This is a genomic window from Pseudomonas sp. ES3-33, from assembly GCF_000952175.1.
In the GTDB taxonomy this organism is placed as follows: Bacteria; Pseudomonadota; Gammaproteobacteria; order Pseudomonadales; family Pseudomonadaceae; genus Aquipseudomonas; species Aquipseudomonas gregormendelii.
This window is the reverse complement of sequence record NZ_JZRI01000131.1, coordinates 86998-100287: the sequence shown is the minus strand read 5'-3', so window position 1 is coordinate 100287 and position 13290 is coordinate 86998. Positions and strand designations below refer to the sequence as shown.

General features: G+C 59.7%; 17 protein-coding genes. 6 read left to right on the top strand and 11 right to left on the bottom strand.

Annotated elements, in window-relative coordinates:
- Positions 1-7: 7 nt before the first annotated feature.
- Positions 8-532: a ribosome biogenesis factor YjgA gene (gene yjgA / locus UB23_RS22360; protein ID WP_045061465.1), complete on the bottom strand. Its 525-nt coding sequence runs from the start codon at positions 530-532 to the stop codon at positions 8-10.
- 108 nt (positions 533-640) lie between these two features.
- Between yjgA and pmbA the strand changes: the two genes are divergently transcribed.
- The 6 genes from pmbA to UB23_RS22330 all read left to right on the top strand — a co-directional run bounded on the left by pmbA (position 641) and on the right by UB23_RS22330 (position 5950).
- A complete protein-coding gene (gene pmbA / locus UB23_RS22355) occupies positions 641-1987 on the top strand; it encodes a metalloprotease PmbA (RefSeq protein ID WP_045061464.1) in 1347 nt (448 codons plus the stop codon).
- A 192-nt stretch (positions 1988-2179) separates the two neighbouring features.
- The gene (locus UB23_RS22350; RefSeq protein WP_045061463.1) at positions 2180-2587 is read left to right on the top strand and encodes a hypothetical protein; all 408 of its coding nucleotides are present in this window, start codon (positions 2180-2182) and stop codon (positions 2585-2587) included.
- Positions 2568-3944 carry a class II fumarate hydratase gene (locus tag UB23_RS22345; RefSeq protein ID WP_045061462.1) on the top strand — a complete coding sequence of 459 codons (1377 nt, stop codon included), beginning with the start codon at positions 2568-2570 and terminating at the stop codon, positions 3942-3944. Before UB23_RS22350 ends, UB23_RS22345 begins: the two co-directional genes overlap by 20 nt.
- A 27-nt stretch (positions 3945-3971) precedes the next feature.
- On the top strand, positions 3972-4412 hold the full coding sequence (locus UB23_RS22340; protein WP_045061461.1) for a hypothetical protein: 441 nt from the start codon (positions 3972-3974) through the stop codon (positions 4410-4412).
- A gap of 2 nt (positions 4413-4414) precedes the next feature.
- On the top strand, positions 4415-5026 hold the full coding sequence (locus UB23_RS22335) for a superoxide dismutase (protein WP_045061460.1): 612 nt from the start codon (positions 4415-4417) through the stop codon (positions 5024-5026).
- 30 nt (positions 5027-5056) lie between these two features.
- Entirely contained in the window at positions 5057-5950 is an 894-nt protein-coding gene (locus tag UB23_RS22330) for a ZIP family metal transporter (protein WP_045061459.1), read from the top strand.
- An 80-nt stretch (positions 5951-6030) separates the two neighbouring features.
- On the opposite strand, the gene UB23_RS22325 is transcribed toward UB23_RS22330, so the two are convergent.
- The 10 genes from UB23_RS22325 to UB23_RS22280 form a co-directional block, all read right to left on the bottom strand.
- Entirely contained in the window at positions 6031-6306 is a 276-nt protein-coding gene (locus UB23_RS22325) for an HPr family phosphocarrier protein (protein WP_045061458.1), read from the bottom strand.
- Positions 6307-6321: 15 nt separating this feature from the next.
- Positions 6322-7179 (bottom strand): RNase adapter RapZ, encoded by an 858-nt coding sequence (gene rapZ / locus UB23_RS22320; RefSeq protein WP_045061457.1) that lies wholly within the window; start codon positions 7177-7179, stop codon positions 6322-6324.
- A gap of 2 nt (positions 7180-7181) precedes the next feature.
- Entirely contained in the window at positions 7182-7646 is a 465-nt protein-coding gene (gene ptsN / locus UB23_RS22315; protein WP_045061456.1) for a PTS IIA-like nitrogen regulatory protein PtsN, read from the bottom strand.
- Between the two features lie 12 nt (positions 7647-7658).
- Complete coding sequence (hpf, locus tag UB23_RS22310) at positions 7659-7967, bottom strand: ribosome hibernation-promoting factor, HPF/YfiA family (RefSeq protein WP_045061455.1); 309 nt, start codon at positions 7965-7967, stop codon at positions 7659-7661.
- A gap of 74 nt (positions 7968-8041) precedes the next feature.
- The gene (locus UB23_RS22305; protein ID WP_045061454.1) at positions 8042-9535 is read right to left on the bottom strand and encodes an RNA polymerase factor sigma-54; all 1494 of its coding nucleotides are present in this window, start codon (positions 9533-9535) and stop codon (positions 8042-8044) included.
- A gap of 183 nt (positions 9536-9718) precedes the next feature.
- Positions 9719-10444, bottom strand: a complete 726-nt coding sequence (gene lptB / locus UB23_RS22300) for an LPS export ABC transporter ATP-binding protein (protein ID WP_045061453.1) — start codon at positions 10442-10444, stop codon at positions 9719-9721.
- On the bottom strand, positions 10444-10992 hold the full coding sequence (gene lptA, locus UB23_RS22295) for a lipopolysaccharide transport periplasmic protein LptA (protein ID WP_045061452.1): 549 nt from the start codon (positions 10990-10992) through the stop codon (positions 10444-10446). The genes lptB and lptA overlap by 1 nt, the downstream gene beginning before the upstream one ends.
- A complete protein-coding gene (lptC, locus tag UB23_RS22290) occupies positions 10979-11551 on the bottom strand; it encodes an LPS export ABC transporter periplasmic protein LptC (RefSeq protein ID WP_045061451.1) in 573 nt (190 codons plus the stop codon). The genes lptA and lptC overlap by 14 nt, the downstream gene beginning before the upstream one ends.
- A 7-nt stretch (positions 11552-11558) precedes the next feature.
- Positions 11559-12083, bottom strand: coding sequence for a KdsC family phosphatase (locus UB23_RS22285; protein WP_045061450.1), 525 nt, complete (start codon positions 12081-12083; stop codon positions 11559-11561).
- On the bottom strand, positions 12083-13057 hold the full coding sequence (locus UB23_RS22280) for a KpsF/GutQ family sugar-phosphate isomerase (protein WP_045061449.1): 975 nt from the start codon (positions 13055-13057) through the stop codon (positions 12083-12085). Before UB23_RS22280 ends, UB23_RS22285 begins: the two co-directional genes overlap by 1 nt.
- Between the last annotated feature and the right edge of the window lie 233 nt (positions 13058-13290).

Below are 13290 nucleotides of genomic sequence, written 5' to 3'. Positions count from 1 at the left end.
GCGCTACTTAACGCAAACCGCGTTGAGTCTCGTCCAGCTCACGGATGTACTTGAAGATTTTACGGCTCGATGCCGGCGGCTTGTTGGTCGCCAGTTCGTGCTGGGCCTGACGGATCAGGGAGCGCAACTGCTGGCGATCAGCCTCCGGGTAGTCGAGCACGAACTTCTCCAGGACCGCATCGTCGCCCGCGATCAAGCGATCGCGCCAGCGTTCCAGGCCATGGAAACGTTCGTTGTACTGCCGGGTGGAGGCATCGAGTTGATCGAGCAGAACAAGAATGGCGTCAGTGTCCTGGTCGCGCATCAGTTTGCCGATGAACATCAGGTGCCGTTTACGCGCGATATTCGCGGTGTGCTTGGGCGCATCGGCCAATGCCCGGCGCATGGCGTCGGTCAACGGCAGTTTTGCCAGCAAGTCAGGCTTGAGTGTTGTAAGGCGCTCGCCAAGGTCAACCAGAGCATGCAGCTCGCGTTTAACCTGGGATTTGCTTTTTTCTCCCGTATCGAGGGAGTCGTCGTAAGAATCAACCATGGTGGCCGTCCGCAAAGAAACGCCGCCATGATAACCAGTCGGGGGCCGCTTGTCCGGCCCGGTCGCTCGATGACCCTCGCCGAAAGCAGAATTTGAGTGGAGAACAGCATGAGTGCAGTTGAAAGCGTCGGCCCGCAAGCGTTGCCGGCACTGCAGGAACAAGTCGAGCAGATCATTGCTGAAGCCAAGCGCCAGGGCGCCAGTGCCTGTGAAGTAGCAGTATCCCTGGAGCAGGGCCTGTCGACTTCGGTGCGCCAGCGTGAGGTCGAGACTGTTGAGTTCAACCGCGACCAGGGCTTTGGCATCACTTTGTACGTCGGTCAGCGCAAAGGCTCGGCCAGCACATCGGCCAGTGGGCCAGAGGCGATCCGGGAAACCGTGGCCGCCGCACTGGCAATTGCCAGGCACACCTCCGAAGACGAAGCCTCGGGCCTGGCAGATGCTGCGCTGATGGCCAAGGACCTGAAGGATTTCGACCTGTTCCACCAGTGGGACATTACCCCGGAGCAGGCCATCGAGATGGCCCTTAGCTGTGAAGCGGCGGCGTTTGCAACCGACAGCCGGATCAAGAACGCCGACGGTACCACCCTCAGCACGCATCAGGGCTGCCGAGTCTATGGCAACAGCCACGGGTTCATTGGCGGTTATGCATCGCCCCGCCACAGCCTGAGCTGCGTGATGATCGCCGAGGCCGATGGCCAGATGCAGCGCGATTACTGGTATGACGTCAGCCGCCAGGGCAATTTGCTGGCCGATCCGGTGAGCATTGGCCAGCGTGCCGCGCAGCGGGCTGCCAGCCGGTTGGGCGCGCGCCCGGTGCCAACCTGTGAAGTGCCGGTACTGTTCTCCGCCGAACTTGCCGGTGGCTTGTTCGGCAGTTTCCTTTCGGCGATCTCCGGCGGCAGCCTGTATCGCAAATCTTCATTTTTGGAAGGCACCTTGGGGCAGCAACTGTTCCCGCAATGGCTGACCATCGACGAGCGTCCACACCTGATGCGCGCCATGGGCAGTTCGGCGTTCGACGGCGATGGCCTCGCGACCTATGCCAAGCCGTTCGTCGAGAAGGGCGAGCTGGTGTCGTACATCCTTGGCACCTATTCCGGTCGCAAGCTGGGGATGCCGAGCACCGCCAACGCCGGCGGCGTGCACAACCTGTTCGTCACCCATGGCGACGAAGACCAGGCAGCCTTGTTGCGCCGCATGGGCCGCGGCCTGCTGGTAACCGAGTTGATGGGGCAGGGCCTGAACATGGTCACTGGCGACTATTCCCGCGGTGCTGCCGGCTACTGGGTTGAAAACGGCGAAATCCAGTTTGCGGTCCAGGAAGTGACCATCGCCGGCAACATGCGCGACATGTTCAAGCAGATCGTTGCCGTGGGTAATGACCTGGAACTGCGCAGCAATATTCGCACGGGGTCGGTGCTGATCGAGCGGATGACCGTCGCAGGCAGCTGATATTTTTGCTGCAACACTAAAGGCACGCCACCCAACCGGATGGCGTGCTTTTTTTTCGCCTGCATATCACGGCAGGTAAAGCACGCCTGTTGGAGCAAGCTTTGCTCCCCAGAGGGATATCCGGGATCTCGGGGTTGTTTTGGTTATCATTATCATATAATAATAAATCTCATTACCGAATGAGCCCGGATCATGAGTTCTGCCTTGCACGAGCAGCCCTATCAAGAAAGCTGGCGCTGGATGAGTCGCCAGATCCGTTGCGCAATGGACCCTGACGAGCCGCGCCTGATTGAGCACTACCTGGCCGAAGGCCGGTACCTGGCGTGTTGCACGGCCACTTCTCCCTGGACCATAGCCGAAACCTCTTTCCGTTTGCTGCTTGATACCGCCGCCGACGTCGCACTGCCCTGGCACTGGCGCAGCTTGTGCCTTGACCAGGCCTGGCGTCCTCTGCGCGACCTGGAACGCCTCTCCTTGTGTAAATGCCGCCTCAAGCGCTGGCAACGCTACACCTGGCAACTGGCCACCTGCGAGTTGCAGCCCTCCATTCCTCTAGACGAACTGGTGCAAGGATTTTCTGATGAACAAGACACGTATTGAGCGCGACAGCATGGGCGAATTGAACGTCCCGGTAGACGCCCTGTACGGCGCGCAAACCCAGCGCGCAGTGGACAACTTCCCCATCAGCGGCAAGCCGATGCCGGTGCAGTTCATCCGTGCATTGATCCTCGCCAAAGCTGCAGCGGCCCGCGCCAATGTCGAGCTCAAGCAGATCAGCGAGTCCCAGGGCAAAGCCATTGTCGATGCGGCGCAAGGCTTGCTTGAGGGCGACTTCATGCAGCACTTCCCGGTGGATATCTTCCAGACCGGCTCGGGCACCAGTTCCAACATGAACGCCAATGAAGTGCTCGCCACCCTGGCCAGCCGTCTGCTCGGTGAGCCGGTCAATCCCAACGACCATGTCAACTGCGGCCAGAGCAGCAATGACATCATCCCGACTACCATCCATGTCAGCGCTGCCCTGGCCCTGCATGAGCAACTGTTGCCGGCATTGACCCGCCTGGTGCAGGTGATCGAGCGCAAGGCCGAAGAGGTTCACCACCACGTCAAGACCGGTCGCACGCACCTCATGGATGCCATGCCGGTGCGCATGAGCCAGGTGCTCAACGGTTGGGCCCAGCAACTCAAGGCCAACGTCGGGCACCTGCAGGATTTGCTGCCGAGCCTGCAATCCGTGGCTCAAGGCGGCACGGCGGTGGGCACCGGGGTCAACGCCCATCCCGAATTCGCGGTACGTTTCAGCGAACAGTTGAGCAAGTTGACCCTGGTGGAGTTCACCCCGGGCCAGGATCTGTTTGCGCTTATTGGCTCGCAAGATACGGCCGTCAGTGTTTCCGGCCAGTTGAAAGCCACCGCCGTGACCTTGATGAAGATCGCCAACGACCTGCGCTGGATGAACTCCGGCCCTTTGGCCGGTCTCGGTGAAATCGAACTCGAGGCGCTGCAGCCGGGCTCCTCGATCATGCCTGGCAAGGTCAATCCGGTCATACCGGAAGCCACCGCCATGGTTGCCGCCCAAGTGATCGGCAACGACACGGTCATCACCATCGCCGGTCAGTCGGGCAATTTCGAGCTCAACGTGATGTTGCCGATCATCGCCCAGAACCTGCTGAGCAGCATCGAATTGCTGGCCAATTCCAGCCATCTGCTGGGTGAAAAAGCCATTGCCAGCTTCAAGGTCAACGAAGCCAGGCTCAAGGAAGCGCTGTCGCGCAACCCGATCCTGGTCACGGCCCTGAACCCGATCATTGGCTACCAGAAAGCCGCTGAAATCGCCAAGAAGGCCTATCAGCAGGGCCGCCCGGTGATTGATGTCGCCCTTGAACACACTGACCTGACGCGCAGCCAGCTCGAGCTTTTGCTTGACCCGGTAACGCTCACCGCAGGCGGCGTGTAACCACCGCTACCGTTTTGGAGGCTCACCATGGAGCACTGGAAACGCACGATCGAAAGAGCAAATCGCTGTTTCATGCAGGGCGAACTGGTCGATGCGCGCGAGGCTTACTTGCAGGCATTGGCACTGGCCCAGGTGTTGTTCGAGCGCTGGGCGGATGCCGACGAAGCGGTGGCAGCCTGCGTCATCTCCCATCACAACCTTGCAGACCTGCACCTGCGGCTCAATCAGCCGGAGGAGAGCGCCGAATACCTGTGTGCCATCCACCAGCGGTTGCTGCAGACCATGCAGAACACGCGACTGGCGCCAGCGTTGCGCGAAGCGGCGCTGCGCCAGAGCAGCAAGACCTATGTCGAGCTGCTGAATTTCATCAGCGAACACGGTGAATACCCACGGACCCACCGCCTGCTGCACATCGAAGCCGTTCCAACTGCCAACCGGCCTGCGCCTCTTCATCATGGAGTTCACTGAACATGGCCTTTACCCTGCCTGACTTGCCCTACGCCTACGATGCCCTGGAACCGCACATTGATGCCAAGACCATGGAGATCCACTACACCAAGCACCACCAGACCTATATCAATAATCTGAACGCGGCCGTCGAAGGCACCGAATTCGCCGAATGGACCGTGGAAAAGCTGGTGGCGGCCGTCCAGCAGCTGCCGGAAAAACTGCGTGCCGCCGTTATCAACCAGGGCGGTGGTCATGCCAACCATTCGCTGTTTTGGGAAGTCATGGCCCCGCACGGTGGCGGCGCCCCTGACGGCGCGCTGGCCCAGGCAATCGACGAGCAACTGGGCGGGCTCGACAGTTTCAAGGAGGCGTTCACCAAGGCTGCGCTGACCCGTTTTGGCAGTGGCTGGGCATGGCTGAGTGTGACCCCGCAGAAAAAACTGGTGGTGGAAAGCAGCGGCAATCAGGACAGTCCGCTCATGAATGGCAACACGCCCATCCTTGGCCTGGACGTGTGGGAGCACGCCTACTACCTGCAGTACCAGAACCGTCGCCCGGAATACATCAACGCGTTCTACAACGTAATCAATTGGCCTGAAGTGGCGGCGCGCTACAAGGCGGCCCAGGGTTGAATCTCCAATGAAAAACCACCAAGGCTGATTATGGGCACTGAAACGCTGGCGATCGGAAGTGGGCGGATGTTTCGTTACGCATTCGGATCGCTGTTATTGTTGGCGGGTATGTCCTTGCTGGTCGCCCAAGGGCTGGCGTGGCTGGATCTTGAACCGAAACTGCTGCGTGCATTGCAGGGTGGGGCGATCTGCGCACTGGGTACGGCGCTGGGCGCGGTGCCGGTGCTGGTGATTCGCCGCATGCCGCAAGCCGTCAGCGATACGCTGTTAGGTTTCGGCGCGGGGGTCATGTTGGCGGCGACGGCGTTTTCGCTGATCGTGCCTGGGATCTCCGCCGCGCAGAGCCTCGGGCTTAAGCCTTGGGCCGCCAGTGGCCTGATCAGCCTTGGTATCATGCTTGGCGCTTTGGGTTTGTATCTGGTGGACCGCAAGGTCTCCGGGGCCTGCCCGGAAATGCTGGCAGGCGCGCAGGAGGGGCCGGCGATTGCGCCGAGGATCTGGCTGTTCGTGTTTGCCATCATTGCCCATAACATTCCCGAAGGCATGGCGGTCGGCGTGTCAGCCGGGGGCGGCATGCCTGATGCCGATAGCCTGGCGATGGGTATTGCGCTGCAGGATGTGCCGGAAGGGCTGGTGATTGCGCTGGTGTTGGCGGGGGCGGGGATGTCGAGGGTCAGGGCATTCCTGATCGGTGCCGCTTCAGGTTTGGTTGAGCCGGTTTTTGCGCTGCTGTGTGCGTGGCTGGTGAGCCTGGCCGAACTGCTATTGCCGCTTGGGCTGGCACTGGCGGCCGGGGCCATGTTGCTGGTGGTTACGCACGAAGTGATCCCCGAGTCGCGACGTCATGGTCACGACAAGCTGGCGAGCCTGGGGTTGCTGATCGGGTTTTGCTTGATGATGGTGATGGATACGGCGCTGGCTTGAAAATCAAAAGATCGCACAGGGTTCGTGTACCCGTGCAGGCGCTGCCGCAGGCTGCGATCTTTTAATCTTGACCTTGTTCTTTACTCGCCTTCGTCGAAGTAGTTGTTGATCAACGCTACGAGCGCATCCAGCGCTTCGTCCGCCTCTTCGCCTTCGGTACTCAAATGGATCTTGGTGCCCTTGCCAGCCGCCAGCATCATCATTGCCATGATGCTCTTGCCGTCCACCGTGGTTTCCGGCGTGCGTCCTACCCTGATGGTGCAATCCTTGAACTTTCCTGCGACCCCGACAAATTTCGCCGACGCGCGGGCATGCAGGCCCAGCTTGTTGATGATTTCAATTTCCAGAGCAGGCATCGCGATGTGAATCCTTTAGCTGAGGTCGCGGTGGCGGACCTGGACGTTCTTCAGGGATTGTTGCAGAACCTGGCCCAGACGTTCGGTCAGGTAGACGGAGCGGTGATGCCCGCCGGTGCAGCCAATGGCTATGGTGACATACGCGCGGTTGCTGGCAGCAAAGCGTGGAAGCCATTTGAGCAGGTAGGTGGAGATGTCCTGGAACATTTCCTCGACGTCCGGTTGCGCGGCCAGGTATTCGGCTACCGGTTGATCGAGCCCGGATTGCTCGCGCAACTCTGGTTTCCAATAAGGGTTGGGCAGGCAGCGCACGTCGAACACCAGGTCGGCATCCACAGGCATGCCACGCTTGAAGCCGAAAGACTCCACCAGGAACGCGGTGCCAGGCTCAGGCTGGTTCAACAGCCGCAGCTTGATGGTATCGCGCAACTGGTACAGGTTCAGGTTGGTGGTGTTGACCTTGAGGTCAGCCAGGTCGGCAATCGGACCCAGCAGATTGGACTCGTCCTGAATTGCCTCGGCGAGCGAGCGATTGGCATTGCTCAGCGGATGGCGGCGACGGGTTTCGGAAAACCGCTTGAGCAGGGTTTCTTCGTCGGCGTCCAGGTACAGCACGTCACACTTGATGTGACGGCTGCGCACTTCCTCCAGCAATTCCGGAAAACGGGACAGGTGGCTTGGCAGGTTGCGCGCGTCAATCGACACGGCCACCAGCGGTTGCGCGAGCTCGGTGTGGATCAGTGCTCGTTCGGCCAGCTCGGGCAACAGCCCGGCGGGCAAGTTGTCGATGCAGTAGTACCCGCTGTCTTCAAGGACATCGAGCGCGGTACTTTTACCTGAGCCGGAGCGGCCGCTGACAATGATCAAGCGCATGATTAATGACCGTTCTGCTCGTCCAGGACAACCTGGTACAAGGCTTCATTGCTCGGGGCGCTGCGCAATTTTTCGCGCACTTCCTTGCGATCAAGCATGCTGGCAATCTGGCGCAAAAGCTCCAGGTGCGCATCGGTGGCGGCTTCCGGGACCAGCAACACGAACAGCAGGTCAACCGGAGCACCGTCGATGGCGTCGAAATCAATAGGGGCGTCGAGGTGCATCAGGGCGCTGACCGGCGAGGTACAGCCCTTGAGGCGACAGTGGGGGATGGCGATGCCGTTGCCAAAACCGGTCGAGCCGAGTTTTTCACGGGCGATCAGGGCCTCAAAGACATCTTGCATCTCCATATCCGGCACTTCGCGATGGATTAGGTTGGCAATTTGTTCGAGGGCTTTCTTTTTACTGCCGCCCGGCACGTTCACGAGGGAACGGCCGGGGGTCAGGATGCTTTCAAGTCGGATCATGGATTGGGAGTGTTAACGACCGGTTGCGCCCTGGAGGAGGCTCTGGGTCTTTTCCTTATGCTTTTTGAGTTGGCGATCCAGCTTGTCGGTCAGCAGGTCGATGGCGGCATACATGTCCGTATGCTCGGCATTGGCGACCACTTCTCCGCCGGGTATATGCAGCGTGGCTTCGATTTTCTGCAGCAGCTTCTCGACGGTCATCGTGACTTGCACGTTGGTTATCTTGTCGAAATGCCTTTCCAATCGGGCGAGTTTTTCGCCGATGTAGGTGCGCAGGGGTTCGGTCACTTCCAGTTGGTGTCCACTGATGTTGACTTGCATACAGCTTCTCCTTCGTTGCCAGTGCATAAAGCGGTAGACCCGATGGTCTACCACTGGAACGCTGTGGCGTGGCTTTACATCAACCGCTTGCGTTCGCTCGAAGGCGCGATCCCAAGGGATTCGCGGTACTTGGCGACGGTGCGGCGAGCCACCTGAATGCCTTGTGCCTCCAGTAAACCAGCGATCTTGCTGTCACTCAACGGCTTTTTCTGATTTTCCGCTGCAACCAGTTTTTTGATGATCGCGCGGATCGCCGTGGACGAGCATTCACCGCCTTCCGAGGTGCTGACGTGACTGGAGAAAAAGTATTTCAGTTCATAAATACCCCGTGGGGTATGCATGAATTTTTGCGTGGTCACCCGGGAAATCGTCGATTCGTGCATGCCGACGGCTTCGGCGATGTCATGCAGTACCAGCGGCTTCATGGCTTCGTCGCCGTACTCCAGAAAACCCCGTTGATGCTCGACGATCTGGGTGGCAACTTTCATCAGGGTTTCGTTGCGGCTCTGCAGGCTCTTGATGAACCAGCGGGCTTCCTGCAACTGATTGCGCATGAAGGTGTTGTCCGCGCTGGTGTCAGCGCGACGCACAAAACCGGCGTACTGGGCGTTGACCCGTAATTTGGGCACCGACTCCTGATTGAGTTCCACCAGCCAGCGCTCGTTGTCCTTGCGCACGATCACGTCCGGGACCACGTATTCGGCCTCGCTGGACTCGATCTGCGAGCCGGGTCGCGGGTTGAGGCTCTGCACCAGTTCGATCACCTGGCGCAGTTCATCTTCCTTGAGCTTCATGCGGCGCATCAGCTGGCTGTAGTCGCGGCTGCCCAGCAGGTCGATGTAGTCCGTGACCAGGCGCTTGGCTTCTGCGAGCCAGAGGGTCTTGGCGGGCAACTGGCGCAATTGCAGCAGCAGGCATTCGCCGAGGTTTCGGGCAGCGATACCGGCCGGTTCGAATTGCTGGATGCGGTGCAGGACGGCTTCGATTTCGTCCAGCTCGATGTCCAGCTCCGGGTCGAAGGCTTCGAGGATTTCCTCGAGGGTTTCGTCCAGGTAGCCCTGATTGTTGATGCAGTCGATCAGGGTGACGGCGATCAGGCGGTCCGTGTCGGACATCGGGGCGAGGTTGAGCTGCCACAGCAGGTGGCTTTGCAGGCTTTCACCGGCCGACGTGCGGGTGGTGAAGTCCCACTCGTCATCATCGTTGCTGGGCAGGCTGCTGGCGCTGGTCTGGTAGACGTCTTCCCATGCAGTATCGACCGGCAGCTCGTTGGGAATGCGCTCGTTCCAGTCGCCTTCCTCAAGGTTGTCGACCGTTGGCGCGGTCTCCTGATAGGAGGGCTCCGAAACATCGGCGTTGGGTTGCTGCTCGGCTTTGTCGGCCAAGGGATCGGCATTGTCGAAGTCGTCGCCGTCTTCCTGGCGTTCGAGCATCGGGTTGGACTCCAGCGCCTCCTGGATTTCCTGCTGCAGGTCCAGGGTCGACAATTGGAGCAGGCGGATGGCCTGTTGCAGCTGAGGTGTCATCGTCAGCTGCTGGCCCATTCTCAAGACTAGCGATGGTTTCATGGCAGGGGCTTAAACCTTATTCGCCGGCGCGCATGCGCCATCCACTACAGGGCGCCGAAGCGCCAAACTTAAGCAAATTATATGCCCGATTTTGCAGTGTTTGCCTAGAGCGCTGTAACAATAAAAAAGTATTGATTTTTCAAAGTGACAAGCGCTCGCGCGACTGGGCAGGCACCTCAGCGCTTACAGGCGGAACTCATGGCCCAGATACACTTCCTTGACCAGGTCGTTGGCCAGGATGGTCGCGGAGTCGCCCTCGGCAATCAGCTGGCCATCGTTGACGATGTAGGCTGTTTCGCAGATATCCAGGGTTTCGCGGACGTTGTGGTCGGTGATGAGTACACCAATGCCCTTGGCCTTCAGGTGATGGATAATCTGCTTGATATCGCCAACCGAGATCGGGTCCACGCCGGCGAAAGGTTCATCGAGGAGGATGAACTTCGGGTTGGTGGCCAGCGCCCGGGCAATTTCCACACGGCGTCGCTCGCCGCCCGACAGGCTCATGCCGAGGTTGTCGCGGATGTGGCTGATGTGGAATTCCTGCAGCAGGCTCTCCAGCTCCTTGCGGCGCCCGGCCTTGTCGAGTTCCTTGCGGGTCTCGAGGATGGCCATGATGTTATCGGCCACCGACAGTTTGCGGAAGATCGACGCTTCTTGCGGAAGATAGCCAATACCTGCCTTGGCGCGGCCGTGCATGGGCTGGTGACTGACATCCAGGTCGTCGATCAGCACGCGGCCCTGATCAGCCTGCACCAGGCCGACGATCATGTAGAAGCAAGTGGTCTTGCCGGCGCCGTTGGGGCCAAGAAGCCCGACGATCTGACCGCTGTCGATGGACAGGCTGACGTCACGCACGACCTGGCGGCTCTTGTAACTCTTGGCCAGATGCTGAGCTTTCAGAGTTGCCATTACTGGGCCTTCTGCTCGTCGGTTTTCTTTTTAGGCTGGATAACCATGTCGATTCGCGGGCGCGACTCGGTCACCTTGTTGCCCGTGGCGCGACCGGCGCTTGCCAGCTTCTTCACGGTGTCGTAGACGATTTTCTCGCCCTGGGTGACGTTGTTGTCCTTGTCGATGACCTTGGCTCGATCGATCAGCACGACGCGGTTCTGCGAGGCGTGATACTGGATCGTGACGCCGTAGCCCTGGACAGGCTTGGCGTCGCCCTGGGTCTGCAATTGCTCGAAGTAAGCCAGGTTGCCCACGGAAGTCACCACGTCGATATCGCCTGCCGGGGTGCGGGTGATGGTCACGGTGTTACCGGTCACCTTCATGGAGCCCTGGGTGATGATGACGTCGCCTTTGTAGGTGGCGATGCCGTTCTTGTCGTCCAGTTGGGCGTCGTCGGCCTGAATGCGGATAGGCTGCTCTTGATCGTTCGGCAGAGCCCAGGCGCTCACGCTTCCCAGTGCTGCGCCCAGGCTGAGCAAAATAGGGAGGGTTTTAACGAGCCTCATACTGTCCTCTTACGTTCGATAGCAGGTGTATCCTGCTTTCTTTCAAATACGCTTTCATTCCCGTGCCAGTCGACACGCCACCGGCGCCGTCGATTCTAACGGGTTGCTCCGTCTGCGCATATTGCTGCTTCGGGAACACGGTCATACGGGTGGTGGTAATCAGCGTCTTGCGGTTTTTCTCGTCGAAACGTGTGATACGCACCGAGTCGATCAGTTCCACTTCCGTACCATCCGGATTCACTTCACCGCGTTCGCTCTGTACATGCCAGGGAAACTCGGTGCCGCGGAACATGTTCAGGTCCGGGTTGGTCAGCAGCGTCACTTCAGTGGCTTTAAGGTGTTCGACCTTGTCCGACGTCATCTCGTACTGCAGCTTGCCATCGGGCAGGAACTGCACGCTGTGGGCGTTCAGGGCGTAATAGTCGATCGCCGTCTCATCGACGGCCACGGTCGGCTTGTCGAGAAAGCGTTCAGGGCTGATGTTCCAGTAGCCGACCGCAGCAAAAATCGCGGCGATGCAACCGAACAGCAGTATGTTGCGAAACTTTTTGCTCAGCATAGTTGGCTCACAGGTACGCGGCGTTTGCCGCATCGAGGCGGCCCTGGGCGCGCAGGATCAATTCGCAGAACTCGCGGGCAGCACCTTCGCCTCCGCGGGCCTGGGTGATGCCGTCGGCATGTTCACGCACGAAGCTGGCCGCATTGGCCACCGCCATGCCCAGGCCAACGCGGCGTATCACCGGCAGGTCAGGCAAGTCGTCGCCGAGGTAGGCGACTTGCTCATAGCTTAGGCCTAGTTCGCCAAGAAGTTCGTCCAGCACCACCAGTTTGTCTTCGCGCCCCTGGTACAGATGGGGAATGCCGAGGTTTTTCGCCCGACGCTCAACCACCGGGGTCTTGCGACCGCTGATGATAGCGGTCTGAACGCCGGCTGCCATCAACATCTTGATGCCTTGGCCGTCGAGGGTGTTAAAAGTCTTGAATTCACTGCCGTCTTCGAGAAAGTACAGGCGCCCATCAGTGAGCACTCCGTCGACATCAAAGATTGCCAGCTTGATATTCTTGCCACGTTGCAGCAGATCGTTGCTCATTACATGACTCCTGCGCGCAGCAGGTCGGAGAGGTTGAAGGCGCCGATCGGGCGATCCTCATCGTCCACCACTACGAGAGCGTTAATTCGGTTGTCTTCCATGATCTTCAAGGCTTCGGCGGCGAGCATCTCGGCCCGCGCGGTCTTGCCGTGAAGGGTCATGACCTGGTCGATGGTGGCGTGATGAATGTCGATGGCGCGGTCCAGGGTGCGGCGCAAGTCACCGTCGGTGAAGATCCCGGCGAGTTTGCCGTCGGCCTCCAGTATCGCTGTCATGCCCAGGCCCTTGCGAGTCATTTCCATCAGCGCGTCCTTGAGCAGGGTGCCACGCTGGACCCGGGGCAGGGCGTCGCCGGCATGCATGACGTTCTCGACCTTGAGCAGCAGGCGACGACCAAGTGCACCACCCGGGTGGGAAAAAGCGAAATCTTCCGCCGTGAAGCCACGCGCTTCCAGCAGCGCGACGGCCAGTGCGTCGCCCATGACCAGTGCCGCAGTGGTGGACGAGGTGGGCGCCAGGTTCAGCGGGCAGGCTTCATGCTCGACTTGCACGTCGAGATTGACTTCGGCGGCCTTGGCCAGGGTCGAGTCAGGGTTGCCGGTCATGCTGATCAACTGGATGCCCAGGCGCTTGATCAGCGGCAGCAGGGTTACGATTTCAGTGGTCGAGCCGGAGTTGGACAGGGCCAGGATGATGTCGTCCCGGGTAATCATGCCCATGTCGCCGTGGCTGGCTTCGGCCGGGTGGACGAAAAACGCCGTGGTCCCGGTGCTGGCCAGGGTGGCGGCGATCTTGGTGCCGATATGCCCCGATTTTCCCATGCCGACCACGACCACGCGGCCCTTGCTTGCCAGAATCATCTCGCACGCGCGTACGAAATCTGCGTCGATGCGTGGAAGCAAGCCTTGTACGGCTTCCAGTTCGAGACGGATGGTGCGTTGTGCCGATTGAATCAGGTCGCTGGATTGGCTCATGTCGGAAATCGTATAGCCTGATGAAAAGGCGGCGATTATAGCGGTTATGATCGAAACCCTCACGCTAGTTCGTCGTGCTTTGTCATTCCCTGTTACGTAATCCTCTCGCTGGGAGTCTTTTGACCTGTCGTGCAGCTGAACATCGCCCGGCTTTAGCCTTGGGCGCCAAGCCCTTGCAGTGATATAGTTCGCCGCCAGTTCGGCCTGCCCACGGTGAATGTGCTTTCGTCAGA

Coding starts and splice junctions, on each gene's coding strand:
- UB23_RS22280 (WP_045061449.1), bottom strand. CDS start 13,057: ATGAGCCAATCCAGCGACCTGATTCAATCGGCACAACGCACCATCCGT.
- ptsN (WP_045061456.1), bottom strand. CDS start 7,646: ATGATCCGACTTGAAAGCATCCTGACCCCCGGCCGTTCCCTCGTGAAC.
- UB23_RS22325 (WP_045061458.1), bottom strand. CDS start 6,306: ATGCCTGCTCTGGAAATTGAAATCATCAACAAGCTGGGCCTGCATGCC.
- rapZ (WP_045061457.1), bottom strand. CDS start 7,179: ATGCGCTTGATCATTGTCAGCGGCCGCTCCGGCTCAGGTAAAAGTACC.
- pmbA (WP_045061464.1), top strand. CDS start 641: ATGAGTGCAGTTGAAAGCGTCGGCCCGCAAGCGTTGCCGGCACTGCAG.
- lptB (WP_045061453.1), bottom strand. CDS start 10,444: ATGGCAACTCTGAAAGCTCAGCATCTGGCCAAGAGTTACAAGAGCCGC.
- UB23_RS22345 (WP_045061462.1), top strand. CDS start 2,568: ATGAACAAGACACGTATTGAGCGCGACAGCATGGGCGAATTGAACGTC.
- UB23_RS22350 (WP_045061463.1), top strand. CDS start 2,180: ATGAGTTCTGCCTTGCACGAGCAGCCCTATCAAGAAAGCTGGCGCTGG.
- UB23_RS22305 (WP_045061454.1), bottom strand. CDS start 9,535: ATGAAACCATCGCTAGTCTTGAGAATGGGCCAGCAGCTGACGATGACA.
- lptC (WP_045061451.1), bottom strand. CDS start 11,551: ATGCTGAGCAAAAAGTTTCGCAACATACTGCTGTTCGGTTGCATCGCC.
- UB23_RS22340 (WP_045061461.1), top strand. CDS start 3,972: ATGGAGCACTGGAAACGCACGATCGAAAGAGCAAATCGCTGTTTCATG.
- UB23_RS22285 (WP_045061450.1), bottom strand. CDS start 12,083: ATGAGCAACGATCTGCTGCAACGTGGCAAGAATATCAAGCTGGCAATC.
- UB23_RS22330 (WP_045061459.1), top strand. CDS start 5,057: ATGGGCACTGAAACGCTGGCGATCGGAAGTGGGCGGATGTTTCGTTAC.
- UB23_RS22335 (WP_045061460.1), top strand. CDS start 4,415: ATGGCCTTTACCCTGCCTGACTTGCCCTACGCCTACGATGCCCTGGAA.
- lptA (WP_045061452.1), bottom strand. CDS start 10,992: ATGAGGCTCGTTAAAACCCTCCCTATTTTGCTCAGCCTGGGCGCAGCA.
- hpf (WP_045061455.1), bottom strand. CDS start 7,967: ATGCAAGTCAACATCAGTGGACACCAACTGGAAGTGACCGAACCCCTG.
- yjgA (WP_045061465.1), bottom strand. CDS start 532: ATGGTTGATTCTTACGACGACTCCCTCGATACGGGAGAAAAAAGCAAA.